Origin of the sequence: Mesorhizobium sp. LNHC221B00 (assembly GCF_000502935.1) — a bacterium.
Classification (GTDB): domain Bacteria; phylum Pseudomonadota; class Alphaproteobacteria; order Rhizobiales; family Rhizobiaceae; genus Mesorhizobium; species Mesorhizobium opportunistum.
In genome coordinates, this window is sequence record NZ_AYWR01000003.1 from 223,953 (window position 1) to 248,725 (window position 24,773).

General features: G+C 59.6%; 17 protein-coding genes and 4 pseudogenes. 16 read left to right on the forward strand and 5 right to left on the reverse strand.

Features of this window, described 5'->3' with window-relative positions; genetic code table 11:
- Positions 1 to 41: 41 nt before the first annotated feature.
- From X741_RS161000 to X741_RS160980, 6 genes and pseudogenes are all read left to right on the forward strand, one after another.
- Positions 42 to 520 (forward strand): annotated as a pseudogene (locus X741_RS161000) (AMP-binding protein); the annotation flags it as partial.
- 451 nt (positions 521 to 971) lie between these two features.
- A complete protein-coding gene (locus X741_RS160995) occupies positions 972 to 2,315 on the forward strand; it encodes a YcaO-like family protein (RefSeq protein ID WP_198023931.1) in 1,344 nt (447 codons plus the stop codon).
- Entirely contained in the window at positions 2,312 to 3,610 is a 1,299-nt protein-coding gene (locus X741_RS160990; protein ID WP_023776525.1) for a TfuA-like protein, read from the forward strand. The genes X741_RS160995 and X741_RS160990 overlap by 4 nt, the downstream gene beginning before the upstream one ends.
- 255 nt (positions 3,611 to 3,865) lie before the next feature.
- Positions 3,866 to 5,077, forward strand: coding sequence for a hypothetical protein (locus tag X741_RS160985; protein WP_198023932.1), 1,212 nt, complete (start codon positions 3,866 to 3,868; stop codon positions 5,075 to 5,077).
- A 60-nt stretch (positions 5,078 to 5,137) separates the two neighbouring features.
- Positions 5,138 to 6,013, forward strand: a complete 876-nt coding sequence (locus tag X741_RS1000000169535; protein ID WP_156937838.1) for a hypothetical protein — start codon at positions 5,138 to 5,140, stop codon at positions 6,011 to 6,013.
- Positions 6,014 to 6,322: 309 nt separating this feature from the next.
- Positions 6,323 to 8,227: a tetratricopeptide repeat protein gene (locus X741_RS160980; RefSeq protein ID WP_198023933.1), complete on the forward strand. Its 1,905-nt coding sequence runs from the start codon at positions 6,323 to 6,325 to the stop codon at positions 8,225 to 8,227.
- A 285-nt stretch (positions 8,228 to 8,512) separates the two neighbouring features.
- Here the strand turns inward: X741_RS160980 and X741_RS1000000170765 are convergent.
- Both X741_RS1000000170765 and X741_RS1000000167950 read right to left on the reverse strand, forming a co-directional pair.
- A pseudogene (locus X741_RS1000000170765) lies at positions 8,513 to 8,645 on the reverse strand (transglutaminase family protein); the annotation flags it as partial.
- 127 nt (positions 8,646 to 8,772) lie between these two features.
- Positions 8,773 to 9,217, reverse strand: a pseudogene (locus X741_RS1000000167950) (transglutaminase N-terminal domain-containing protein); the annotation flags it as partial.
- A 1,048-nt stretch (positions 9,218 to 10,265) separates the two neighbouring features.
- Here X741_RS1000000167950 and X741_RS0134080 point away from each other — a divergent pair.
- Positions 10,266 to 12,431, forward strand: coding sequence for an alpha/beta fold hydrolase (locus X741_RS0134080; protein WP_084018319.1), 2,166 nt, complete (start codon positions 10,266 to 10,268; stop codon positions 12,429 to 12,431).
- Positions 12,432 to 12,626: 195 nt separating this feature from the next.
- On the opposite strand, the gene X741_RS160970 is transcribed toward X741_RS0134080, so the two are convergent.
- Positions 12,627 to 13,571, reverse strand: coding sequence for a ketopantoate reductase family protein (locus tag X741_RS160970; RefSeq protein ID WP_023776535.1), 945 nt, complete (start codon positions 13,569 to 13,571; stop codon positions 12,627 to 12,629).
- A gap of 293 nt (positions 13,572 to 13,864) precedes the next feature.
- On the opposite strand from X741_RS160970, the gene X741_RS160965 reads away from it, so the two are divergent.
- Both X741_RS160965 and X741_RS160960 read left to right on the forward strand, forming a co-directional pair.
- Positions 13,865 to 14,728, forward strand: coding sequence for a methyltransferase domain-containing protein (locus X741_RS160965; RefSeq protein WP_031249802.1), 864 nt, complete (start codon positions 13,865 to 13,867; stop codon positions 14,726 to 14,728).
- A gap of 52 nt (positions 14,729 to 14,780) precedes the next feature.
- Positions 14,781 to 15,125, forward strand: a complete 345-nt coding sequence (locus tag X741_RS160960) for an antibiotic biosynthesis monooxygenase (protein WP_023776537.1) — start codon at positions 14,781 to 14,783, stop codon at positions 15,123 to 15,125.
- A 186-nt stretch (positions 15,126 to 15,311) separates the two neighbouring features.
- Here X741_RS160960 and glnQ read toward each other — a convergent pair.
- Positions 15,312 to 15,582 (reverse strand): annotated as a pseudogene (gene glnQ / locus X741_RS1000000171405) (glutamine ABC transporter ATP-binding protein GlnQ); the annotation flags it as partial.
- 133 nt (positions 15,583 to 15,715) lie between these two features.
- Here glnQ and X741_RS160955 point away from each other — a divergent pair.
- Positions 15,716 to 16,003: an XRE family transcriptional regulator gene (locus tag X741_RS160955; protein ID WP_023776540.1), complete on the forward strand. Its 288-nt coding sequence runs from the start codon at positions 15,716 to 15,718 to the stop codon at positions 16,001 to 16,003.
- Here X741_RS160955 and X741_RS0134085 read toward each other — a convergent pair.
- On the reverse strand, positions 16,000 to 17,421 hold the full coding sequence (locus tag X741_RS0134085) for a recombinase family protein (RefSeq protein WP_051410401.1): 1,422 nt from the start codon (positions 17,419 to 17,421) through the stop codon (positions 16,000 to 16,002). The two genes, X741_RS160955 and X741_RS0134085, sit on opposite strands and share 4 nt — an antisense overlap.
- 704 nt (positions 17,422 to 18,125) lie before the next feature.
- On the opposite strand from X741_RS0134085, the gene X741_RS160950 reads away from it, so the two are divergent.
- The 6 genes from X741_RS160950 to X741_RS160930 all read left to right on the forward strand — a co-directional run bounded on the left by X741_RS160950 (position 18,126) and on the right by X741_RS160930 (position 24,742).
- On the forward strand, positions 18,126 to 19,343 hold the full coding sequence (locus tag X741_RS160950; RefSeq protein ID WP_023776542.1) for a hypothetical protein: 1,218 nt from the start codon (positions 18,126 to 18,128) through the stop codon (positions 19,341 to 19,343).
- A 209-nt stretch (positions 19,344 to 19,552) separates the two neighbouring features.
- Complete coding sequence (locus X741_RS160945) at positions 19,553 to 21,103, forward strand: DUF882 domain-containing protein (protein ID WP_031249805.1); 1,551 nt, start codon at positions 19,553 to 19,555, stop codon at positions 21,101 to 21,103.
- A 151-nt stretch (positions 21,104 to 21,254) separates the two neighbouring features.
- Positions 21,255 to 22,178 carry a MurR/RpiR family transcriptional regulator gene (locus X741_RS160940; RefSeq protein WP_023776544.1) on the forward strand — a complete coding sequence of 308 codons (924 nt, stop codon included), beginning with the start codon at positions 21,255 to 21,257 and terminating at the stop codon, positions 22,176 to 22,178.
- A 54-nt stretch (positions 22,179 to 22,232) separates the two neighbouring features.
- Positions 22,233 to 22,388 (forward strand): hypothetical protein, encoded by a 156-nt coding sequence (locus tag X741_RS1000000169545; RefSeq protein WP_023766731.1) that lies wholly within the window; start codon positions 22,233 to 22,235, stop codon positions 22,386 to 22,388.
- Entirely contained in the window at positions 22,357 to 23,124 is a 768-nt protein-coding gene (locus X741_RS160935; RefSeq protein ID WP_051410402.1) for an alpha/beta hydrolase, read from the forward strand. The genes X741_RS1000000169545 and X741_RS160935 overlap by 32 nt, the downstream gene beginning before the upstream one ends.
- Before the next feature lie 223 nt (positions 23,125 to 23,347).
- Positions 23,348 to 24,742, forward strand: coding sequence for a multicopper oxidase family protein (locus X741_RS160930; protein ID WP_023776546.1), 1,395 nt, complete (start codon positions 23,348 to 23,350; stop codon positions 24,740 to 24,742).
- Positions 24,743 to 24,773: the final 31 nt, after the last annotated feature.

Genomic DNA, 24,773 nt, shown 5'->3' on the forward strand with positions numbered 1-24,773 from the left:
ATTCAGAGTTCAATCCTTTCTCGCATCACCCCTTAACGGCGGCAGTTGAACGAGATGACCCCTGCTGGTTCCTGTTCACATCAGGCACGACGGGCCGGCCGAAGGCAGCCGTGCTGACGCACGGCCAGATGGCGTTCGTCATTACCAACCATCTTTGCGATCTGATGCCGGGACCACTGAGGAGGACGCGTCGCTCGTGGTCGCTCCGCTTTCCCACGGGGCAGGCGTCCACCAACTGACTCAAGTGGCGCGAGGCGCCAAGACGGTGCTGCTCGCAACGGACCGGTTCGACATCGAAGCGGCATGGGCGTTGATCGAAAAGTGGCGCATCACCAACATCTTCACGGTCCCGACAATTCTCAAGCTGCTAATCGAGCATCCTGCCGTGGATAGGTATGACCACACATCCCTTCGATATGTCATCTATGCCGGAGCTCCGATGTATCGCACTGGCCAAGAGCAAGCCTTGGCGAAGCTCGGCCCAGTGCTGGTCCAGTATTTTGGGCTCGGCGAAGTGACAGAGGATCACGATTACTCATCAGTCAGTCATCGTCCGCTGCAATCCCTCCGCGGCCGCTGCCCTTCGAACAGGGCACTCTGGTCGCCGCGTGTAGGCAAGCAGGAGCGTCTGCACGTCGAGACCGGTTCCCCTGGCATTCTGCAGCAGAAAGCGATGATATGATCGACTTCGGTTCGGCCGCGAGTATGTCTACGACCTCGCAGCGGGCAGGCTCGTTTGGCGACGCTGCATCGCGAGCGCGGACTCATGGGAGTTTCGCCCGATGACACGCGAAGAGGAAGCCAAGGCTCTCGAGTGGCATTATCCACCGTATGAAGTAGGGCGTGCCAGACGCCCAATGGGGGCACCTTTGATCCTGTGCGATGCTCGATCACCCCCGCATCTCGCGGAAACTGCAACGAACATCAACCGCTCAAAACAGCCGCTAAGCAGCAGGTAATCGACCTGATCAATGCTCGCCTCCTTTGGTTCGACCCGCATTGCCTGCGAATCTCCCTGTTACGAACCTATCAAAGTCGGTAGGCTGCCTCCTAAGCACACGATGTCCGTGGTGGTTAGGTCAGAGCTCGAAGTGTCAACCGTGGACGGCACGCGTTTAGTCTCATCAAGAACTCCTCAATATGGGGGAGATGCAGGCAAGGCTATTGCGCGGGTAAAACCGCATTGGGCCCGTATGGGGATAACTCGGGTCGCCAACCTGACCGGGCTCGATCGAATTGGCATACCTGTCGTGATGGTGTGCCGGCCGAATGCCCGGTCGCTTGCGGTATCGCAAGGCAAAGGCATCGATATGGATGCCGCGATCGCGTCTGGCTTGATGGAAAGTGTGGAACTTTACCACGCCGAACACATAGAGCTTCCACTAAAGCTCGGCAGCATGGCAGAACTCTCGCACTCTCACAGCTTTGCTGAAATTGGTCGTCTGCCGCGAGTTGCCGGCGAACAATTTACCCGCGATCTCGTGACGCTTTGGATAGAGGGCACGGATTTGATTTCGCACGAGGGGAGGTGGCTGCCGTTCGAGTGCGTCCGTGCAAACTTCACTGTGCCTGCGCCGCCGGGAAGCGGCTATTTCGATTGCAGCAGCAATGGGCTAGCCTCGGGCAGCAGCTATGATGAGGCGATCCATCACGCAATCTGTGAGGTGGTCGAACGCGATGCGACCGGCCTTTGGAACCGCCTGCCGTCTACCCAACGAAGGAGCACCGGGGTCGATCTTGGCAGCGCTCCGAACGGACCTTGCCGAGACGTGCTCGAAAAACTGAAGCGCGCCGACTTCCGCGTAGCGGTTTGGGAAACGACTTCGGACATCGGTGTGCCAGCGTTCTTTTGCCTGATCGCCGATCAACGCGATCGAAACAGCCATCACGGGATCGGCGCTGCAGCGCATCCGGTGCCAGAAATCGCATTGCTCAAGGCGCTAATCGAGGCCGCGCAGGTTCGAACGACCTACGTTTCCGGGGCGCGGGACGATCTGAAGCCCGAGGAATATCGCGAAGCGTATCGGGAGAACCGCCACCGGCTCGCTGAAAGACTTTTATCCGAGCATTCTCCTGACAGGCAGATTGCCTCAGCTGAAAAAGACTCGATGGTCGGGATAGCGTCGAATCTGGGTTGGTTAATCAATAGGTTGCAAGCGGCGAGAGTGAAGGAGGTTGTCGCCGTTGACCTCAGTAAGGATGACATCGGCTTGCCGGTTGTCAAAGTGGTGATACCCGGTCTCGAAGGACCGGACGATCACGGCGGCTACGTGCCAGGCGAACGGGCCCGCCGCACCCTGGGAGCCGCTCTGTGAACGCGGTCGTCTTCTGCGGCCCCAGTGTGAAAGCAGAGGATGTAGCAGGTTATGAAGGCTTCGAGTTCAGGCCGCCGGTGCGTCAGGGCGAGTTCTATGCAGCAGCCCGCCGGAGTCCCAGAGCCATTGGCATCATCGACGGCTATTTCGATGGACAGGCGGCGGTGTTGCATAAGGAAATACTATGGGCGCTTGCACACAGGATCGCCGTGTTCGGCGCATCCAGCATGGGGGCGCTGCGGGCCGCGGAGCTGCATCCTTTCGGCATGCGCGGCGTCGGCCGCATCTTCGAAGCGTATCGGGACGGCGAGCTCACCGATGACGATGAGGTCGCGCTCATCCATGGCCCGCCGGAAACCGGTTACATCCGCCTCAGCGAACCGATGGTCAACATCCGCGCGACGCTCGAAATGGCGGTCGAAGCACGAATCATAGACCAAGCCACCGGAATACGTCTCGCCACCGGTGCGAAAGCACGCTTTTATCAATTGAGAACCTGGCGCGGTCTGCTGGAGGATATTGGCGATCCGGAGCAGATGCAGGCGCTCTCCGACTGGTTGCGAACAGGAAAGGTTGATCGTAAGCGCGACGACGCGCTCGAACTGTTGAGCCAGATGGACGCGTTCATCCGCAGCGGCGCGAAACCCGAGTCACCGAACTTCCATTTCGAGAGGACCGAAAACTGGCACAACGCACACTGGCGCAGCGAAACTCTGAGGAACGATGAAGCGACCACGGCCGAAGACGAAGCCATCCTGGACGAACTTCGGTTGCGGGGCGACTACGCGCAAGTGCGTCGTGATTCCCTGCTTCGACTGCTGGCTCGGAGTGAAGGGGATGCAGCGCCCGATCGCCATGCCGTAAAGCGCGCGGCCCGTGAGTTCCGCTCTCGGCGCGGCTTCATGCGGCAAACGGACGTAATCCGCTGGGCAGGAGAGAACGGCACGGACCTCGCGGGAGTGGAGCTTATTCTGGAGGACAATGCCCGTATCGAGGCGCTCGCGCGAGATCGTGATGTTGCACTTCATCAGGGCATGCTGGACCGGCTGCGCGAACTCGATCTCTATAGCGGCTACCGCGGCCAGGCTCTGGCCAGACAGCGATGGGCGTCGACATCTGCGCCGGTGCCGCGTGCCCTGTTGGCAGTTTGGTATTTCGAGAAATGCCTCGGCCAGGCCGTTCCAAAAGACCTTTCCGACCACGCCGCCTCTATCGGGCTTGTCAGCGTGGACAAGTTCTACGAGCTTTTGGCCAGTGACTATACTTTCGCGACCCAACGCACGTTGGGGCAATGACTCTGGCACCTCGGGCGAAAGTTCGTTAGCATGACTTTGCTGCGGCCGACGATGCCGCGGCCAATAAGACGTGAATGCCTCTGTCCACAGGGTGCGACCAGCATGGCATTTGGAGGGGAAGGCTACGCAGTCAAAAACGGAACGCGCTTCAGGCTGTTTGCCCAGGCGCCGTTTCTGCTGCCTTTCCGCAAACCTGAAACTGTTATCGTATCGTCGCCTGCCGGGTCTATAGGACCAGGGCCTGGTGATGATCGCATGTATGTCGTCGATCCCATCGGCAAGCCGCTCGCTTACGGACTAGTGAAAAACCTGCGCGGTGACCAGATCTATCTGTTGCCGCCATGGCCGGGCGATATCTTTCCGCCGGCGCTTCCCGATCTCGAGGGACATTTCGACCACATCGCGCCGGAGGATCCTGAGTTCGAGGCTGCGCATCTGTTCGGCTCGGTGCGCTGGACGCTCGACGTGTGGGAGAAATATTTCGGCCATCCAATCGCCTGGCATTTTCGGCGTGACCTCGACCGGCTGGAACTGGTCATCCAGCGCGATCTCCTGGAAAACGCCTTCATGGGCTACGGCTTCCTGGAGGTCGGCATCCATGAGAGCGAAGACGGCGGCATCGAGCCCTTCAGCCTGAACTTTGACGTCATCGCGCACGAGGTTGGGCACTGCATCGTTTATTCGGTCATCGGCGTGCCCGATCCGGGAACGGCATCAGCCGAATATTACGGCTTCCATGAATCCGCCGCCGACCTGACCGCGCTGATCGCCGCCCTGCATTTTGATTCCGTCGTCGACGAGTTGCTGGAGACCAGCCACGGAAATCTCTACACCCACAATCTCGTCAACCGCATCGCCGAATTATCCAGCAACGACCAAATTAGGCTCGCCGCCAACCCTCTGTCTATGCTCGATTTTGCGCGCGGCTGGCACGACGAGCACGCGCTCGCCCAGCCACTCACCGGCGCAATGTTCGACATCTTCGTCGACCTGTTCCACGAGGAGCTCGTGGCGCGCGGGCTGATCAGCCAAGGACAGGCAGACCTTTCCGACAGGCTCGAGGACAGCCCAGACTATTTCCGCGTCATTCAGCCGATCTTCGACGAGGCCTACGCCGCAGCGCCGGGACATTTCCGCGAGGCGCTGGTCGCCTCGCGCGACGAGCTCGGCATGCTGCTCGCCGAAACTTGGCGGCGGCTCGCCCCTGACGATCTGAGCTATGCGGCCGTCGGCAACACGCTGCGCGCCGTCGACCGCATCATCACCGGCGGACGTTGGCGCAGGATTCTCGATGTAAATCTCGGACGCCGAGCCATCGGTTTTGCAAGCGCAGGGCCAAGACTCAAGCCGCCCGGGCCGAGAAGTCACTTCGATCTTCCGAGGGTGTTTGTGCCGGAGGGGCCGAACGGTTGTTGCAACGGAACCCGACTTACGTATCGAGAGAGATTTCACTACGAACAAACCTAAGCACAATGGAATCCCAAGTGATAGCGCAGCCACATTGAATCGACATGGGGGAGAAAAAAAATGGCAGAGACATTACTAAGCTTTTCGAATATTTTGCTATTCGGACGGGAAATGGAGGACCTCAGAATAACATTGCCTGAAGCGCCAGCGACAGAGCGAGTGCGTCATGCTTCTACAACAAATATCAACATAGCAGCTTGGCCAACATCTATAGATGGCGTTGTTGTCAGAAACGGTAAGCGCATCTTATTGAAAGATCAAACTACTGCTTCTGAAAATGGGGTATATAGCAAGCAGGACGCTGTTTTTACCAAGTATGAACCAGACTACGACCCTTATTTCGTGCGAGTGGGGTCCGGCACGGTGAATGCAGGGAAAATGTTCCAGGTAACGTCTGCTGGAGCGATAACAGCCTTTGTGGGAGATGACCGGCATGGACCGTTTGCTCAACCCCGGGCTGGTCTGCCTGGCCAAACGGAAGGCCAACTATTGGCGAGCCGGGACCCGCGATTGGCAAGAATTTATGCGTTTAGCTTTGAAGGATACTATTATGAGCTTCCGCGACCGATCGTGTTTCTTGTTCATGGCGGTGGGATTCCGGCGTCCGAGGCTAAGATGGGAGGAAATGGTAAGCCAAGACCCGCGCGCGCTCCCGGCGATCCTTCCCTGACAGGATTAGGCGCAGCGGACTTTCAGTTTGCTGATGAGTTGATGGTCTGGTCTTACGACAAGGCAGATTACACGATTCGCATGGACGTCGAGACGGGCATGTTCGAGGACGTGCTGCTTGAGGCTGTCGTAGGCAGCGGATCGGGCGGCATGGATGCTGCCGGCATGAGCGCGCGGGGGATGAGTGCAAGGGGGATGAGCGCGCGTGGGATGAGTGCAAGGGGAATGAGTGCGCGCGGCTCCCGCGGCGGCAACAACAACGATTGACCGGAAAGGAATGCGTCGCTGACCCGGGTCCGGGCTCGCCCACCATGCTGAGGATTGGCGACGCTTGGGATCGACGATGCGGCAGCCGAACCGCTCCAAGAGATTGATTGCTCGGATGCGAATAACCGACAGGGAGACGGTCTTCTCCTCGCGCCACCGTGTCGAGCAGGCACTGATCAGCCGCGTGCCGATGCCGAGCCCGTAATAGTCTCCCGGTAACGACACCTGCGCACTGTTGTAGGCGGTGTCGCGCCCCGGGTGACCTCGATCCAGCCTATGTCGCGCCCGTCGAGAACTGGATTTTCAGCCTTGAAGGAACGGCGCACTTCCGCTCCGGCACTCCGCCTCTTCCAACTCGCCGGCTTCTGCATGAGCGGCCATTTGTGTGCTAAGCTGGCTCCCACGGCGGATTGTATTGCGGCTGCGAACAATGGGGTGAAAGGGGCCATGGTCATCGCGCGAACAGACAAACTCAATCGCAAGCTGTCAGCGATCCTCTACGCAGACGTCCACGGCTATAGCCGCCTAATGGATAAGGACGAGGAGGGGACGGTCGTCCGTTTGATACGCTCTCTGAGTCTCATCAGCAGCCTCGTCGGCGACTATGGCGGGTCGGTTGTCGATACCGCGGGCGACGGACTGGTCGCCCTGTTTCCAAGTGCGACCGTAGCCCTGGATTTTGCCGTCGAGATGCAGCGGGAGATGTCCAACGCCGCGGTGTGGTCCGGTGGCCAGGAGCCAATCGCCTACCGGATCGGCATCACCATAGGCGACACGATCGTCGGCGACGGCGGCGTCTACGGTCATGGCATCAACATGGCTGCACGCATTCAGGCGCTGGCGTCGCCTGGCGGCATATGTATTGCCGAATCGGTTCACCAGTTCGTGCGCAATGAGCCGGATTGCTCGTTCCGGTCGCTCGGAAAGCAGAAGCTGAAGAACATAGCTGACGAGGTCGAAGTCCTCGCCGTCGACTTCAGTCGGGCAAATGTCGAGCCCAAAGTGTCGGCGCTGCCGTTTGCGCCGGCACCCCAGCGTTCCGTCCCCAACAGCTCGCTAGCCGTCCTGCCGCTCGAGAACGCCTCGGGCGATCCTGCAGACCTGCATCTGTGCCAAGGTGTTGCTGCGGACCTGATTTCCAATCTTTGCCGCTTCCGCAACCTGATGGTGATTGCTCGTCATTCGACCTTTGCTGCGACCGCCCAGACGCGGTCGCTGCGCGCGATTGCCGATCAGCTCGGCGTTCGATACCTTCTGTCAGGACGCCTGAGGCGCGTTGGAAACAAGCTGCGGATCGCCGTCGACCTGATCGAGGCGCAGACTGAGAATACGATCTGGTCCGAGCACTACGATGGCGGGATCGAGGATATCTTTGCCTTCCAGGACGACGTTACTGCTACCACAGCTTCGCGCTTGGCCGTCCAAATCGACGTGGCGGAAAAGCGCCGCTTTACGGCTCAAAACCACCCCAACGTCCATGCCTATGGACTGATCTTGCGAGGACAGGATCTTAGTTTCCGCTTCCGCCCGGAGAGCAACGGGCATGCCAGGCGACTTTATAGACAGGCGCAGGAACTCGATCCTCAATATGCGCGCAGCTATGCAGCGATGTCGCGGACCTTCAACGTTGAATGGCGCTATGCATGGACCACCGATCCGGAGGGCGCGCTGAACGAGGCGTTAAACCTGGCGAATCTGGCTGTCGAGCATGACGACCTCGATGCACGCGGTTATTCCGAAATGGGCCTGGCCCGGCTCTACAAGAAGGAACACGATCCTGCGATCGCAGCCTACGAGCGTGCTCTGCAGCTCAATCCCAACGACGCCGACCTGCTAGCCGAAATGGGCGATTGCCTTGTCTACGTTCGTCAAGCGGAGCGGTCCGTGAAGCTGATAGAGAGGGCGATGCGGCTCAACCCTTATTATCCGGATTCCTATCTCTGGTATCTCGGCGATGCATATTTCCAGCTCGGCGAATATGAAAAAACGATAGAGACGTTGCAAAAGATGCGGGATGACTCCGAGGGTCATCGGCTTATGGCAGCGAGCTATGCGTATCTCGGGAACGCCCGAGAAGCGGAGAGGCATGCCCATGCGCTATTGGAGGTGCACCCAAATTTCACTACCGCGCAGTGGCGCAAGGTTCCTCCGCACAAATATCCGGAGGACACTGAATTACTTATCGAGGGTCTGCGCAAGGCCGGGGTAAGGTAGCACGGTCACAGGGGGCCCTGGAGAAGGTCACCGTTTCAATGAATGGGTGCGATGCGCGGTTGTGGCACCAATGCACTAAAACTGCCCACGGCCCAGTAGGCCATTTGCTGCTCATTCTGTGGTCACAATGTTACAAAATGAGTCGTAAGGCATTGATTTTACTATGGTAAGCTAGAGTTCAAACCTTTCTCGCAGCGCGAACTTGCCCGGAGCCGTGGCCACAGCGATCAGATCAAGGTGAAGGCACTCGATTTCCGATAGGGTCGCTAACAAGTGCTCCGCTTGGACTTCGTCAGTGACAACTTCGAAGCCAGCAAGTCTCGATGAACCGAAACTGGTTGAGAGAGCAACATCAGTCGCGTCGCAACCCGTCGCCATCAGGATCCTACCTATGCGAAGGGCGGTTATGCCGAGCATCAAATGCTCGCATCATCAATCTTCGAAGCGACATTTGATGATGCCTGTCCGCCGTTGGCTTCCAACGGAAGCCTGAATTTCAAACTGATGCACTACCATTTGCTGGTCTCGGTGTGTCCTGCCGCACTCACGAACTGCCGTGCCCATTTGCCGATCTCGTCGCCGTCATCGGCATGATGTCGCTCCATGGTTTGCGCGAGGTCCGCCGCCTCATTGGGATCGTAAGAGAATAATTCAGCGCGGCCTCTCCAATACGGAAATCAGGCGCATGCTGCGGCGTGTGATCGAGCCGAATGTCTGTCGCGAAATGGAGTTCATTGGCCGAACCCTTGAATTCGATCACGGCAACGCAGTTTCCAAAAACGTCATGGATCCATCGAACCCCCCTCGGCTCGGGGTCCACGGACAGGGCGTGGTCCAGAAGTCGTTGATCGAAACTGTGACGCGCTCTGAACATCAGCCGGTGCTCGCCAAACCTCCCGGCCGGTTATAGCGATAGACGGTCGAGTGCTTGACTGAAAAAATCGCATCGGCTTCCGTCAGCAACTTCACGAGGGATATTCGCGCGATCATATAATCCTTTCGACGTGTATCCGAAGGGCCCTGCTCGGAAACCTGTGAACTATTACCGCTCCAGGCGACCTTCCCGTGCCGGTCACAGAACGCAACCTCTGGGCGTGAGATTGATCCAGGCCGCCCAACCCGCCGGTTGAAGCGCAACCATTTACCGGTTGTGGTAACACGCCACATCCGGCCCCGGCTCAGTCGTCAGTATGGTGAACGTGGCCGGATTATTGCCGGCAGCTTTCCCGCCAAAGCCCCGCGACGACCATGAACGGAAAGCCGTTGAGTGCGAATCGATGCTTCGCCTGGTTGCACGACGAATTGCGCGGTAGCGCGGCCAGTCGTCATGCCACCATCAGCGGCCATCGGCCCCCGCCCGCCGCCCCGCCTGCTATGCCGTTGCATCTGCCCACGCCCTCTCGCAGGCGACGACTGCATCAGTCACTGTCGGTCGACTGGGTCGAAAAATACCATCCGATCGTGACCGCAGAATGTGTATCGACGGGCTGCGCTTCGCGGGCAGCAATAGATCGCCGGGACCTAGAGCAGACTTCAACGTGGCCTGTGCTCAGTCGAGCCGATCATTCCCAGAGGGCGATTGGGTTATCGACGGTGACAACCTTTCCAATTTCTCGGCCGCTCCGATGGGAGCGACCAAGCGCCCGAGAAAATCCCTCCCGGCATTTGCCATCCGCACACATGCGCGGACCGCTGTCGTAGGGAGTTCGAACGAGCGGACCGTTGATTCTCGGCCGGCCCGCTGCTTCTCAAGATAGCGCGCGAGCGCAATATCGTGACGCAGCGGCGCAACCCCTCCGCGCGGCTGCCGATTCTCCCATGGTTCGTCATGCCAGATGGGCCATTCGGTTGGGTGCAACATAGCGTCCTCCTGAGACAAGGGCTGCCTTGTCCAGCCAATCTCTTCCAGCGCCGTGAGAAACGCGCTGGAACCGGCGTGAAGGATTCGTGAAAAGCACCACGCCGTGCAAAATCACGGTTGAATTGATGGTAAGTAGGGACAAGGTTTGCAGAGAAAGTTGTGGCTGTGGCGGATCCGATGGCGCACCCTCATCTCTATCTATTCGGCGGTTTCGACTTTACCGGTGTCGGCGTCACCGTCCCGGTCTTCAGCCGCAAGGCACGGGCGATGGTGGCTTATCTCGCGCTGCAATCCGGGCAATCGCAGTCACGCGAGAAGCTCGCGACCCTGCTTTGGGGCGTCAACGGCGAAACCCAGGCCCGGATGAACCTCCGCCAGGCGGTGTCGGCCGTTAGGAAGGCCATGCACGCATCCGGCGGGCGCTTCATGACGGATGGTGAGAACGTCGCCCTCCGTCTCGACGGACTTGACTTCGACGTCGCGCGGTTCGAGGCGCTAGCCGCGCGTTCGGGGCCTGAGAACCTCGAACAGGCGCTCGCGGTCTATCGCGGTGACCTGCTCGACGGGTTCGGCCTAAAGGAGGAGGCGTTCGAGGACTGGCTGCAGGTCGAGCGCGAACGCTTGAGGGCGATGGCTGTCGCGGTGCTGGACAAGCTAGTCGCGCACTACTCCGCGACGAACGATCCTGCCTCATGCGTCCGGGTAGCAACGCGCCTCCTCGCCATGGAGCCGCTCAGGGAAGACATCCATCGCGCCTTGATGCGGGCCTATGTAGGCCAGGGCCGCGCCAACCTAGCACTGAAACAATATGAGCGTTGCCGCGATGCCCTGCAGCGGCAGCTCGACTTGCGACCCGAGCCTGAAACCCGGAAGCTGTATGAAGACCTTCGGGCGCGCCGGACATCGGACGCGGTTTTTCCAACACCCAGAGCACAGACGCGGTTCCAAGCCGATGAACGTCCGGATTTCTCAAGTCAGCCCATCAGGCCGCCGACGCACTACGTCAAATCGGCCGAAATCAACATCGCTTATCAGGTGACCGGCGACGGGCCGATCGACCTGATCTATGTGCCTGGATGGGTCTCCAACCTCGACCTTGCCTGGTCGTCGCCGCGGCTGGCTCACGTGCTCTACCGCCTCGGCGCCTTCTCGCGCCTGATCCGCTTGGACAAGCGCGGCACGGGGTTATCCGATCGCAATGTCGGTTTGCCGACGCTGGAAGAGCGGATGGAAGACGTGCGGGCTGTGCTGGATGCGGTCGGCTCGAAACGCACGGTCCTGTTCGGCAGTTCCGAGGGCGGCCCTATGTGCATGCTATTCGCGGCGACCTATCCCGAGCGCACGGCGGCACTCGTGCTCAACGGAGCCTATGCCAGCGGCAGATGGTCGAAGGATTACCCCTGGGCGAGAACAAGCAAGCAGGTCGAAGAAGATTTGACCGTCGTCGAGAGAGAGTGGGGAGAGCCGGCGGACATGAGCAACGCGGCACCCAGCCTGATGAGCGACATTGTCGAGAGAGAATGGTTCGCCGCCTACCTGAGGAATTCAGCCTCGCCTGCCGACGCGATCGCGCTCTGGCGCTGGGGAACCGAAATGGACGTTCGCGACATTCTCCCGGCTATCCATGTTCCGACGCTGATCGTGCAGACGATCGGCGACCGCTGGGTAAAGCGGGAGGAAGGACGCTATTTGGCGACGCATATCGAAGGCGCCAAATACGTCGAACTTGCCGGCCGGGATCATGTGATCTGGGGCGAGAATTCCGACCGCATCGTTGACGAGATCCAGGCTTTCGTCACTAGCGCCATGCCGGCGGCGTCGAGCGAGCGGATCCTGGTGTCGGTTCTGTCCGTGCAGATCGAGGGCTCTGGTGCCGGCGCGGATTTGATCGAGCGGCATGCCGAGGATATTCGAGTCGAACTGCTGGCTGCCGAAGGCAAGCAGATCAGACGCTCCGCAAGCGGCTTTCTCGCCGTGTTCCAGCGGCCGACGCGTTCAATCCGGTGCGCGATAGCGATCCGTCATCGCCTTAGGCAATCCGGTCTCGACGTGCGGGCTGCGGTCCATACCGGCGAATGCGATAAGCGTGGCGAAGATTTTTCCGGCATCGCGATCGACCTGTCATCGCGGCTGCTCGATCAGGCGCTGCCGGGCGAGATCGTCGCATCGCGAACCGTGCGTGATCTTGTGGTCGGCTCCGACCTGGTATTCGAAGAGCATGGCGAGATTGAAGCGAGCGGGCTGCCCGGTAGCTTGCAGCTTTTTTCCGTCGGATGGGCCAGCAGCCTGACCGCGGGCCCGAAGTCGGCGCAAGTTCCACGCGCGTTTTCAGCGAAAAGGTGACCTAGAGACGCGGTGGAGCTGTGGTGCCGCGGACCACCAGTTCGACCGGCAATGCGCTCGATCTGTTCGCCGTTGGTATTGCGCCGGTTGCGCGGGCTACGCCGCATGGGCCCTTTTGCGCAACCGTGTCGAAAATGTTGAATTTCTAATGTAAAGTCACGTCGGTGAATGTTGGATCAGATTGCACCGGTAAAGTTAGGTAAGGCGCCCAGCGGCCAGCCTCTGTTCGTAGGCCTTGATGTGGGTGTAGGCGAGCAGGAGCGTCTGCACGTCGAGACCGGTTCCGCTAGCCTTCTGTAGCATAAAGCCGATGATATGATCGACCTCGGTTCGACCGCGCCGCTCGATATCGCGCAGCATGGAAGTCGTGTAGAGCGAGTCGCGGTGGGAGAACGTCCTTCGATACGTCTCCAGGAACTCGCTGCTTGGACGGTAGCCATAGGCCGCAGCAATATCGCTGACGGTGTCCAGCAGCCCGATAAATATCTTCTCGCCGTCAGGGGTTCGCACGATTTCGCCGACGTTCGCTCGCATCAGGCAGGTCATGGCGGCCGCGGTGGCAAGGTGGACCAGCTTTTCCCACATGCGCTGCATGATATCGGTGACGGTATGAACTTCGACGCCTCGCGCCTTGTCTAACATGGCTTTCAAAGTCTCGACGCGATTGGAGATTTCTCCTGATTGTTCGCCGATCGTGATCGCACGCCAGTCGTTGAGCTGCCGGACGACACCGTCTTCAGTCACGGTAACCTGTATCCTGGCCGATCCGCCGAGCACACGGTTTCGACCGAATGCCTCATTCAAAATGTCGATATGAGCCACGCCGTTGAGTAGTGGCAAGACGAAGCCGGATGGAGCAAGAGCCGGGGCGATTGTCTTGATGGCATCGTCGAGATCGTAGGCTTTGCACGTCAGGATCACAGCGTCGTAGTCAGCCTCTGCATCCGAGGCCAGGATCGTCTTGACGTCCAACTCGACATTTCCAAATTGGCTTTCAATCCGCAGGCCACGCTCCTCGAGGAGTTTCTGACGCCCCTGTCGCACAAGAAAAGTGACGTCGGCGCCAGCTTCCGCCAGCCGCCCCCCGAAATAGCCCCCGATGCCTCCGGCACCAAGAACCAATATCCTTGGATCACTCACCGCGTTTCCTAAACGGCAATTTTGAGATCGATCGGCGTTCACCAGCGCAGGGATTAGGTCACTGCGCTATCAGTTAAATTAGCACAAACGCATATGTTTTGAAGCCGGTTTTCACTCCTATTGGCCGCAAGGGACGAAACACCCCATCTCCACGATGCAGTTAATCAAAGAATCCCGTGGCTAAGCATTAGTGCGAGCCTCCGATTGTTCAAAGGGGCGCCTGGGACAACTAGCGATTGATGGAGTGTTTTACGAAATGATCTATGATCCTAGAGCCGACCGAGGGGTGCGCTATGGGATCTCAGCCTACCGACACAAAGCGCCGTTACGAATATGAGCTCGGCCACACCGATCGTGAGTTGAGACGGCTGGCGACGCAAGCTGCGCTGGTCGAACCGTTCACACGAAGTTATTTGCAACGCGCCGGAATAGGTCTGGGCATGCGGGTGCTGGATGTAGGCAGCGGCGCCGGCGACGTCGCGTTTCTTGCCGCGGGTTTGGTTGGACCGGCTGGGGAGGTCGTCGGAACCGACCGATCGCCAATGGCGGTTGCCGCTGCGACCGCACGAGCGAAAGAGCAGTCGCTGGGCAATGTCGGCTTTGTCGAAGGGGATCCGGCGAATTTGACGTTTGATATGCCATTCGATGCAATCGTCGGCCGGTATGTGCTGATGTTTTCCGCAGATCCGGTTGCGATGTTGAAGGGGATTTCCAAACATTTGAAACCTGGCGGCGTCGTCGTCTTCCACGAGGTGGACTGGACAGGGGCGAGCTCTTTTCCACCCGCGCCGACATACGACCACTGTTTCCGATGCATCGTGGACACGTTCCACAAGGTGGGCACCAATCCCTACATGGGCCTCGGTCTTCATGCGGCCTTCATCAAGGCCGGTCTGCCTGCACCGACCATGGCGGTCAGCGCCCTAGCTGGTGGCGGCTCCGACAGACTGAGCGGCATCGACCTCATTTCCGATCTCGCCGTGACCATGGCACCGGTTATGGAACAGACCGGTGTTATCAACGCCTTGGACCTCCAACCCGAAAGCCTGCAGGAGCGGATACGCGACGAGGCCACCACCAACGGAAGCGTCGTGGTCGGTCGCTACGAGGTGGGAGCGTGGGCTCGCCTGACACAATCATCCACGACTGGCCGATAAAACAATACGCTTCCACAACGCATTTCGTGTGACTCACTGGCGGAGATTTCCTGTGATCGCTGTTATTTCGGAATTGTGGCCCCACCCGGATCGGCAAAATGACTACGACACCTTGGCAACAGAGTTACGCCCGCTGCTGGAATCTATCGACGGTTTCATCTCGGCGGAGCGGTTCGAGAGCTGCAACGAACCCGGAAAGTTCCTCTCTTTTTCGCTCTGGCGCGACGAAGCTGCGCTGACAAACTGGCGCAATCTCGAAGAGCATCGCGTGATTATGGCTAAGGGGCGTGACGGCATACTGCGCGATTATCGTATACGGGCCGCCAATGTCCTCTGGGATTACAGCTTGAAGGGGCGTTCCGAAGCGCCTGCTGATTCGCGCGCTTTGTTCGGCTAGCGCCACCCGGCCGTCACTTGACTTCATGGCCCTGCGCGGTCATTTCGACGGCCGTCACAATGTTACAAAACGTCTGATAATTTCTTGATTTTATTAATATAACCCAGAGTTCAATCCTTTCTTGCAGCACTAGGCTGACAGACCGTGATGCGTCGGGCGCAAGCTTAAAGAAACCCTCGTCGGCGGCTAATGCGAGAGCTGGCTGATGAGATTCCTCACACGTCCGTGATGGGGGCACGAAAAGAAATCATCCGAGGAAGCCGTCTCCAGGAATTCGCCGCCCGTCCATGGATACAACGCGATCGGCTACCTTTGCGGGCAAAGCCATCTCGTGCGTGACACAAACCATCGTCATCCCATCTTCTGCAAGACCGACCATCGTCTCCAGGACCTCGTTGACCATTTCGGGATCGAGTGCGGACGTCGGTTCATCGAACAGCATGATCTGCGGCGTCATACTGGCTTTCCCCAACTACAAGGCCGGCATCAAAGATGAGGCCGAACTCGTCGTCCTTTCAAGACAGCCGCTGGGACGATAGGGTCCCGTCACGAGGAGCACCACCGCGAAACTATGGGAAAGTCCTAATGTCATGAAAGAAGAAGTCACCGCCGACATTAGCAGTGGGAACGTGTTTGCAGACTTGGGTTTTGATGATCCCGTCGGCGAACTGCGCAAAGCCGAGCTGGCCCGCGAGATCCGGGCCATTATAAAACACCTCCGTCTGTCTGACGCGAACTCGGCTGAAATGCTTGGTATGAAACACCCCGAAGTCTCCGCCATTGTTACCGGTCGCACGGGAGAGCTCTCTATCAAACGCCTGGTCCGCTGTCTTGATAGGCTCAGCGACGAATCGATCCGGAGGACAAATGGACGTTAACCCCGACTCCCGGTCCTAGTTGAACGGCGTCGATGCCCCGAGCTGCCCTGTTGTTCTTTCTCGCGTCGAAGGGTCGCCCGTAGAAGCCCTGCCGAGATCAACTCCGAGTTGGTCGCGGGCAAGCCTGCCAGCGAATAGGCTGTCCTCATCGTGCCAAATCGGTCAAGGAAAGCCTGATACCTAGGTAGCTCAGGGTCAGCATTTATATGCGCGACCGTAACATATCCGTATGCCCTTTTCAGTCGTCGAAGGCACTCCAAAAGCTCTTCGTCGGAGTAGTGTCGATCTGCCTTAGGACCTGCGGAGCACTGCTCATAACCGACAGCTGCATAGGCGACGGCCAGGCTCCCAAAGTGCGCAACATACGCTGCCGCAGCAGGCGTATATGGGCAAGCGTTGATAATCGAAACGGTAAGCTTTTTCTTTTCCTTGAACAGGCGCCGGAGGCATTTGACCATCCGGGGTCTTTCATAACCGTAGCCCCGCTTAAAACGGAGCTCCCGTTGAGCCTTCTCGAACAGCCTTACGTCTACGATCGGGTCCATCACCCGTGCTCTTGTCCATTGTTCAGGAGGGTTACGTTTAGGTCTGCCCTTCAGCAAATAGGATCTGCGATTATATACGTAATAACCTATCATCAATTCGTTGCTGAGCACGGCTTTGACCCGTCGGTGATTCCAGACCCGACCGTTTGTAGAGGGAAGCCCGTCTTGATTCAGACTGGTTGAAATACGACTCATACTTCGCTTTTGATTTGCAAACATGTCGAATATTCGCTGCACAACACTGATTTCATCCGGTGGTCCAGGGACAAGCAACACACGGTCAGAACTTAATCCCTTTCGTTCTCCGGACTTAAGTAGAAACAGCGGCTCTCGGTCTTTGTTCACCAAGAGTCGTCTTACGCCATATTGCAGGACGCCTCCTTGACTGAAACCAAGCAGGGCCTGCTGTCGATGTGCCCTTGAGACCTTGAAAGATAGTTCGCGGCTGAACTCGCTAGCCATCGCGCGTTTCATGTTCTTTAGGATGGTCGAGACCATGCTGCCGTCATTTTCAAAGGGCTCGGCGCAATACACCACCGCGACACCCGAGTTACGACACAGGAACTCGTAATGGGCGGATTGATCCGTGTCCTGAAAGCGGCCCCATCGGCTGACGTCTAAAACGAGAACGGCAGAATAGGAGTGTTGGCCAGTCACAACGTCGGCCAACAACTGCTTCAGACCATCTCTTCCCTTCAAGGTTAAGCCACTTTTGCCGGCATCTGCGTAGGTATCAACGATTGCGAACCCTCGTTTTTGGGCATACTCCCCGATGGCGGCGATCTGGTTCTCTAAGGAATACCGTTGGTGCTCGGTTGACATGCGAATATACTGCGCAGCCGGAACGCGGAGATCGCTTGTAAGCTCAGTCACTATGTGCCTCCGCGCAAGCTGACTCTAATGCGGCAGGAACGGCGCTGCTGACGACAAGCGCATATTACATCCCACAACGTCTTGAGCAAACAACCCCCCTAGTGATTGGAGGAACACGCTGAGGACCGGAAGGCTGGGCGACCAGGTTGTTTGGGACATTCAAATTCCCAAACGAGTGTTGAGCTCGCTTCCAGTGACGCAGTATTCCGTTTACTCGAGCTGCCTGCTGGTGCTGACCGATCGGTAGTGGTGGCTGCTGCCCTTCCAACTCAAAGTGGGACTCGCTCCTACTGCACGGCGTTCAAACTTATGTTGGGTGCGGATCTGGAAGGCTATTGCTTCAAATGTGCATTTGACTACGAGTCGCATATCGCCTGGGACGAATATTGCCGAGATGATGCGATAACTGGCACTCGACATTCCGAGATATCAAACCGACATGGATTTGCCGCTGGCGGCTGACGTCCGCATCATCGACCATTTCTACGTCCGTCACAATGTTACAAAATACCGCGTAAGCCATTGATTTTGTTTACATCACGAAGAGTTCAATCCTCTCTCGCAGCACCAGATTCCCCCCTGTTTCCTGAATTGGCCTGCTTTGGAACCTAGGCGTGCGTCCGATCAGGTCGTTTTCGCGCACCGGCGGCTTGCCCGACGCCAGGGTCGATGGCTAGAATAAACGATCACAAGGAGAAGGCACCATGGCACTTCACCTTTCGGCGGATGCCCCGGCGTCGGTCGCGGCCACGCCGCAAAAATATCTCTTTGGCCCGTTCATCGACTTTTTCATGCTTGGCGGCAGCGCGCTTGTTATCCTGCCGGTTCTGTATTTTGTGCCGCTCAGATACGAAGCGGCCCTGACGCTGACGATGTTCTTGCTCTCCCATCTTATAAACCAGCCGCACTTCGGTCATTCCTACCAGATCTTCTATCGCAACTTCGCGCGTAAGGTGCGCGGCGAGGGCTACGGCCGCAGTCTGCAGATCCGCTATATCCTCGCGGGGATCGTCGTCCCGTTGGCCATGGCCGCCTTCTTTGCCTATGGCTCGCTGACCGGGAACGCCCGGCTGCTCGGCAATGCGACCAACGCGATGGGCTTTTTCGTCGGCTGGCACTACGTCAAGCAAGGCTACGGCATGCTGATGGTGGATGCCGTGCTGAAGCGCAGGTTCTTCAGCGACCAGGACAAGAAGGTGTTGCTGTTCAACGGCTACGCCGTGTGGCTGTTCGCCTGGCTTCAGACGAACGTGGTGATCACCGAGAGGCAGTTCTGGGGTCTGGAATACTACACCTTCGCCGTCCCGCCGTGGCTTATCACCATCGCCATGTCGATCGCCGCCGCCTCCTCGGCGGCCACCGCCGTGATGTTCATCAACCGCTGGCGCAGGCATNCCATCGCCATGTCGATCGCCGCCGCCTCCTCGGCGGCCACCGCCGTGATGTTCATCAACCGCTGGCGCAGGCATGGCGGGGTGCTGCCCTATAATGGTGTCGTCGCTTACGTCGTGTCCCTTTATGCCTGGATCCTGTTCGTGACGATGAACCCGCTCTGGCTGCTGGTGGTGCCGGCGCTCCATTCCCTGCAGTACCTGGCGGTGGTCTGGCGCTACCAGACCAATGTCGAACGCGACCGCGCGGATGCCGTCGAGAGGCCGCGATGGCAAATCCTGTCCATCCTTGGGCCGGTGTACAGGCTGCGGGTGCTGGCCTTCATCGTCGTCGGCGCAATTCTCGGCGCGCTCGGTTTCTGGCTGGTGCCGATGGCACTGGCGGACCTTGTTCCCTACGACAAGGCGGTGTTCGGCTCGTCGCTTTTCCTCTTCATCGCGTGGATATTCATCAACGTGCACCACTACTTCCTCGACAATGTGATGTGGCGGCGCGGCAACCCCGAAGTGTCGAAATATCTGTTCCGCTGAAGTGATTGGCTGAAATTCCGGAGAACCGTCGCTGTGGGAGCGTCCCATTCCCGGCGCCGACACGATTCGTTAACCAAGATGCTGTTCATCGACATGACGGGTGCCCGTCTGCGTGATCGAGCCTGCTCGCCAGGTCGAGGGCTCGAAGAGAAAGTTCCTCATCCCGGCGGGGACGTCAAATCGCCCGAAACAAAAACGATGTGCAAGGCATGACCGTGATCGAAAGCGAACAAAACACGCCCGGCGCTTCCCGTTGCTGGACACGGTTGCCGGCCGTCGTGGCAGCGTTCCTCTGCATGTGCGTCACCAGCGCGTTCGCCGAGACGCGCACCCTGAAGATCCAGCATCTTCATACCGGCGAAAAGGCCGAGATCGTCTTCAAGCGCAACGGGCGCTACGATCAGGCGGGATTGAAGAAGATCAATGTGATGCTGCGCGACTGGCGCCGCAACGAGCCGACCAGGATGGATCCGCGCCTGCTCGACCTTGTCTGGCAGGCCTACCGGGCCAGCGGCTCGACAGCCTACATCCACATCGTCAGCGCCTATCGTTCGCCAGCGACCAACGGCATGCTGCGCGGCCGCTCGAAGGGCGTGGCTCGCGAGAGCCAGCATATGGTTGGCCGCGCGATGGACTTCTTCCTGCCGGACGTGCCGCTGAAGAAGCTGCGCGACATCGGGCTCAAGATGCAGGGCGGCGGTGTCGGCTATTACCCGACGTCCGGGTCGCCTTTTATACACATGGATGTCGGCAATGTGCGGCACTGGCCGGGCATCAGCCGCCAGGAACTCGCCAGGGTCTTCCCAAACGGCAACACATTGCATGTGCCGAGCGACGGCAAACCGTTGCCCGGCTACGAGCAGGCGTTCGCCGCCTACAAATCGCGCAAGGCCGCCGGCACGCCCAACATCGAACTGGCAAGCGTCGATGGCGGCCAACGCAAGTCGCGTGGCTTGTTGGCGACGCTTTTGGGTCGCGGCGAGGACGAGGCGGAAGATGTCGCGGAAGCGGCACCGGCGCCGCGCAAGCCGGCCAAATCCGTTGAACCCGGCATCCCTATTATGCCGCCGCAAGAAGCCAAGCGCGCGGACATCCAGACGGCCACCGCTGATCCGGCAGAGGAACCGCTCGCCGGGCCTGAAGCGACTGTCATGGCCATGGCGCCGGGCTCAGTGCCGCTGCCGGCCTTCGCGCCGCGCGCCAAATTGCCGGACGACAAGCCGGCATCAGCCAATGCCGAAATTTCCTTGGGCAAGACGGATCCCGCTCCGGCGAGCGTCGCGCCGGACATGGTCGCGCTCAACATCCCGTTGCCGACATGGCGACCAGAAAGCCGGACGAGCCCGGCGCATCAGCCGGAAGCAGCCAAATCCGGCGATGCTGTCGGTGCCCTGCTGGCCATGCATCATCCTGATGACGGCCCCGACAATCTGGCCGGGCAGCGGATCGCGGTCCCTCCATCAGAACCCGAAGAGCGCGTCAGAACCAGCCTGAAGGCCGACCGTGTCCAGCCACGTCTCGACCCCGAAGCCACCGCCGACTTCGTGCCGGCCGCATTGTCCGGCCGGTCGCTTGCGACAGGTCGCGGCATCGCCAGGGGGACAGTGTCGACACCGGCGCCCGTCATTGCCGCCAACTTCATTCGCAGGGCACCGGAGCAGATCTATCTCGACGGATTCCGGCCGCGAAGACAGACGTCGGATCACCGCCGCTTCACCGGCTCCGCGGTGAAGTTCCTGCCCATCGCCAGCTTCAAATAGGCTGGCGACGGCCGCGACGGCCCAGACCCGTCGGGCGAAATCAGCGGCCTCCACAGCGACGCCCGTTGAGCTCTGTAAGATATTTTCCAAATTTGACAATCATGCATGAAATTGTAAGATAATCGTCTTTCCGTCGGCGAGAGGCGATGACATGTCGATCCGCGAAGAACTGGCCAACACCACCTTGGCGTTCACGTCGGCGGAAGAAAAGATCGTTCAGGTCCTGCTAGCCGATTATCCCATGTCCGGGCTGGGCACGGCGACCCGGCTGGCACGCCGCGCCGGGGTCAGCGACCCGAGCGTGACGCGGCTGATGACCAAGCTCGGCTATGTCGGGTTTGCCGATTTCCAGGCGCGCCTGCTCACCGAGGTCGAATCCAGGCTGCATTCGCCGCTTCTGATGATGGAGGCCAAGCGCCCGGGCGGCTCCAGCGAAGGCACGGCACTCGCCTATTTCCATTCGGTTTCCGACAGTCTGGAGCGCACGCGCACGGCGGTGCCCCTGCAGGCCTATACGCGCGCTGTCAACCTGCTGCTCGAAACCAAGGGGCAGGTGGTGCTGCTGGGCGGCCGTTTCAGCCGGCATATCGCCTCCATGCTTGCCGGCTACCTCCTGCAATTCCGCTCCGGCGTGCGCGACATCGGTTCGCTCAGCCCTGCTGATTTCGACCTGTTGATCGACCTTGGCAAGCGCGACCTTCTCGTTGTCTTCGACTACCGCCGCTACCAGTCGGACGTGGTGAGCTTTGCGCAACAGGCCCACGAGCGCGGCGTCTCCGTCCTGCTGTTCACCGATGTCTGGCTGTCGCCGATCGCCGATATCGCCGACCTGACCATGGTCGCGGCGATCGACGCCAATTCGCCGTTCGACACGCTGGCGACCGCCGTCGCGCAGATGGAAACCGTTTTCGCCCATGCGCTCGAAGGTCATGGCGCGGGGGTTCGCAAGCGGATCGAGGACATCGAGAAGATCCGCAGTGCCAACGCGGTCACGCTCGACGCCGCCGAACCGGCCTCGTCTGATGACGCGGGGCCGTCGAAGCCGGCCCACAAATCCAGGGCCGGGAAAAAGTGATGCCGATGCGCTTCGCACTGCCCGCTATCGTCGCGTAACCAAGGGACCGAGAAAATGCCTGACAACCAAACAATCATCGATGCCGTGCAGGCTGAGATCGAGACCGACCGTGATTGGCTGATCGGATTGACCCGCGACATGGTCCGCATTCCCTCGGTCAATCCCAAATTCGAAGCCAATGCGGCGATCAACCGTAGCCGGTCAGCATGAATTGCACGCCGGGATCGCCGAGCAGGCGCTCGACCGCGCTGGTGACGTTGCCGGCCCGTTGGGCGAGCGCTACCATTTGATCGCACCCGACCTGCCGGGGCACGGCGCATCAGGCGACGCGATCGATCCGGAGCGCTCCTACAGCATGGAAGGCTATGCCGATGCGATGACCGAAGTGCTCGGACTGCTCGGCGTCGACAAGGCGATCGTCTTCGGCTGGTCGCTCGGCGGCCATATCGGGTTGGAAATGATCGACCGATTTCCGGGCCTGCTCGGCCTGATGATATCAGGCACTCCGCCGGTTTCGCCCGAGGAGGTCGGCAACGGCTTCAAGTCGAGCCCGCATATGCACCTCGCCGGACAGGAAGCCTTCACTGCCGCCGACGTCGAGGCCTATGCGCGCAGCACCTGCGGCGAGCCGTTCGAGCCGTTCCTCATCGACACGGTCGCCCGCACCGACGGGCGGGCGCGGCGGCTGATGTTCGAGAAATTCGCGGCAGGCACCGGCCGCAACCAGCGCGAGATAGTCGCCGGCAAGACGCCGCCGATCGCCGTCCTCAACGGCATGGACGAGCCTTTCGTCAACACCGATTTCGTCGCCGCAGTGAAGTTTTCCAACCTATGGGAAGGCAAGGCCCATCTGCTCGACAAATCAGGCCATGCGCCGTTCTGGGATTCGCCGGATCGTTTTGCCCCGATCTTCGCCCGCTTCCTGGCAAGCGTCGACGAAAAGTAGGCCACCGAACAGCCTGCAGCCTCGCCGACCATGGGCGTGATAAAGTGAGAGCGCTGCACATGCTTGGCTTCTCGCCAGGCGCGCGCATAGCACATGCATGATAAATGCCATCCAGGCGCCATGTAGACGCGATATGCCGTTCTCGGCATTTGCGCCGATGGCTCGTCTGTGATCCAAGGCCGCGATAAATGCCAGATAATCGTCCTGGCAGTTGGAGCGCTGAATGACCCTATTCACACGCCGCGGGCTTTTGAAAACGGCCGCGATCGCAGGCATTGGCGGAGTTGGGATCCCGGCCATCGGCCGGCTCGGCGGCTGGGCAGCCGCCGCGCCCGAACCGGTGGTGCTGCAGACGGCCAAAATCCAGACGAAGCTGATGGACGGCGGCCTGACCAGGGATGTACTGACCTATGGCAATGCCGGAACGCCGCCGGTGCTCCGGATGAAAAAGGGCGAGCCTTTCGCCGCGCGCCTTGTCAACGCCATCGACGATCCGACGACCATCCACTGGCACGGCATTCGCGTGCCGAACAAGATGGATGGCGTTCCGTTCCTGGTCCAACCCTATGTCTACACCGGCGATCATTTCGACTACGCCTTCACGCCGCCCGACGCCGGCACCTTCTGGTACCACCCGCATTGCAACACGCTGGAGCAGATGGGTCACGGCCTGACCGGCGTGATCGTGGTCGAAAGCCCCGGCGATCCGAAATTCGACGCCGAGTTCGTCCTCAATCTGCGCGACTGGCGCCTTGGCGACGACGCCCAGTTCATCGACCAGTTTCGGCCGCGCGATGCCGCGAGAACCGGCACCTACGGCACGGTGCGGACCGCGAACTGGCTCGACCAGCCGCAATATGATGCACCGGCCGGCGGGCTGGTGCGGCTGCGCGTCGCCATCACCGACGTCACCCGCATCTACGCCTTCCGCGTCGACGGGGCCGAGGCGACCGTCATCGCGCTCGACGGCAATCCAGTGCCTGAGCGTTTTTCGCCCGATGCCTTGCTGCTTGGACCGGGACAGCGCATGGAACTCGCCATCCGCATGCCCGACGAGGAGGGCGCGATCGTCAGCCTGCGAGACGTCAGGGGCACCAAGCCCAAGATCCTCGCCAACCTGCGCGCCACCGGCGGCTCGCTCAAACGGGACGTTCGTGACATTGCTCCGCTCGAGGCCAATCCGGTGAAAGAAGTGGATCTCGCCGCTGCCCAGCATATTTCCCTGGCGCTCAGCGCCACCGCCGAAAACGTCCCGAGCGACGTCATCTGCGGTTCGCTCGGCTACAGTTTCTGGGCCATCAACAAGGTGCCGTGGCCGGGTGATACGCCGGATCCGACGGCACCGCTCGCTGAATTGAAGCTGGGCAAGAGCTATGTCATCGACATGGAGAACCTGACGCCGCAATCGCATCCGATGCATCTGCACGGCATGAGCTTCAAGGTGCTGTCGTCCTCGACGCGCCCTGTTCAGCCGCTGATTTCGGACACCTATCTCATCCAGCCGAACGAGAAGGTTCAGCTCGGTTTCGTCGCCGACAATCCCGGCGACTGGCTGCTGCACTGTCACATCATCGAGCATCAGAAATCGGGCATGACGAGCTATGTCAGGGTGGTGTGAAGCCACATCAGGCGGTTTCGTTGGCAAGGGA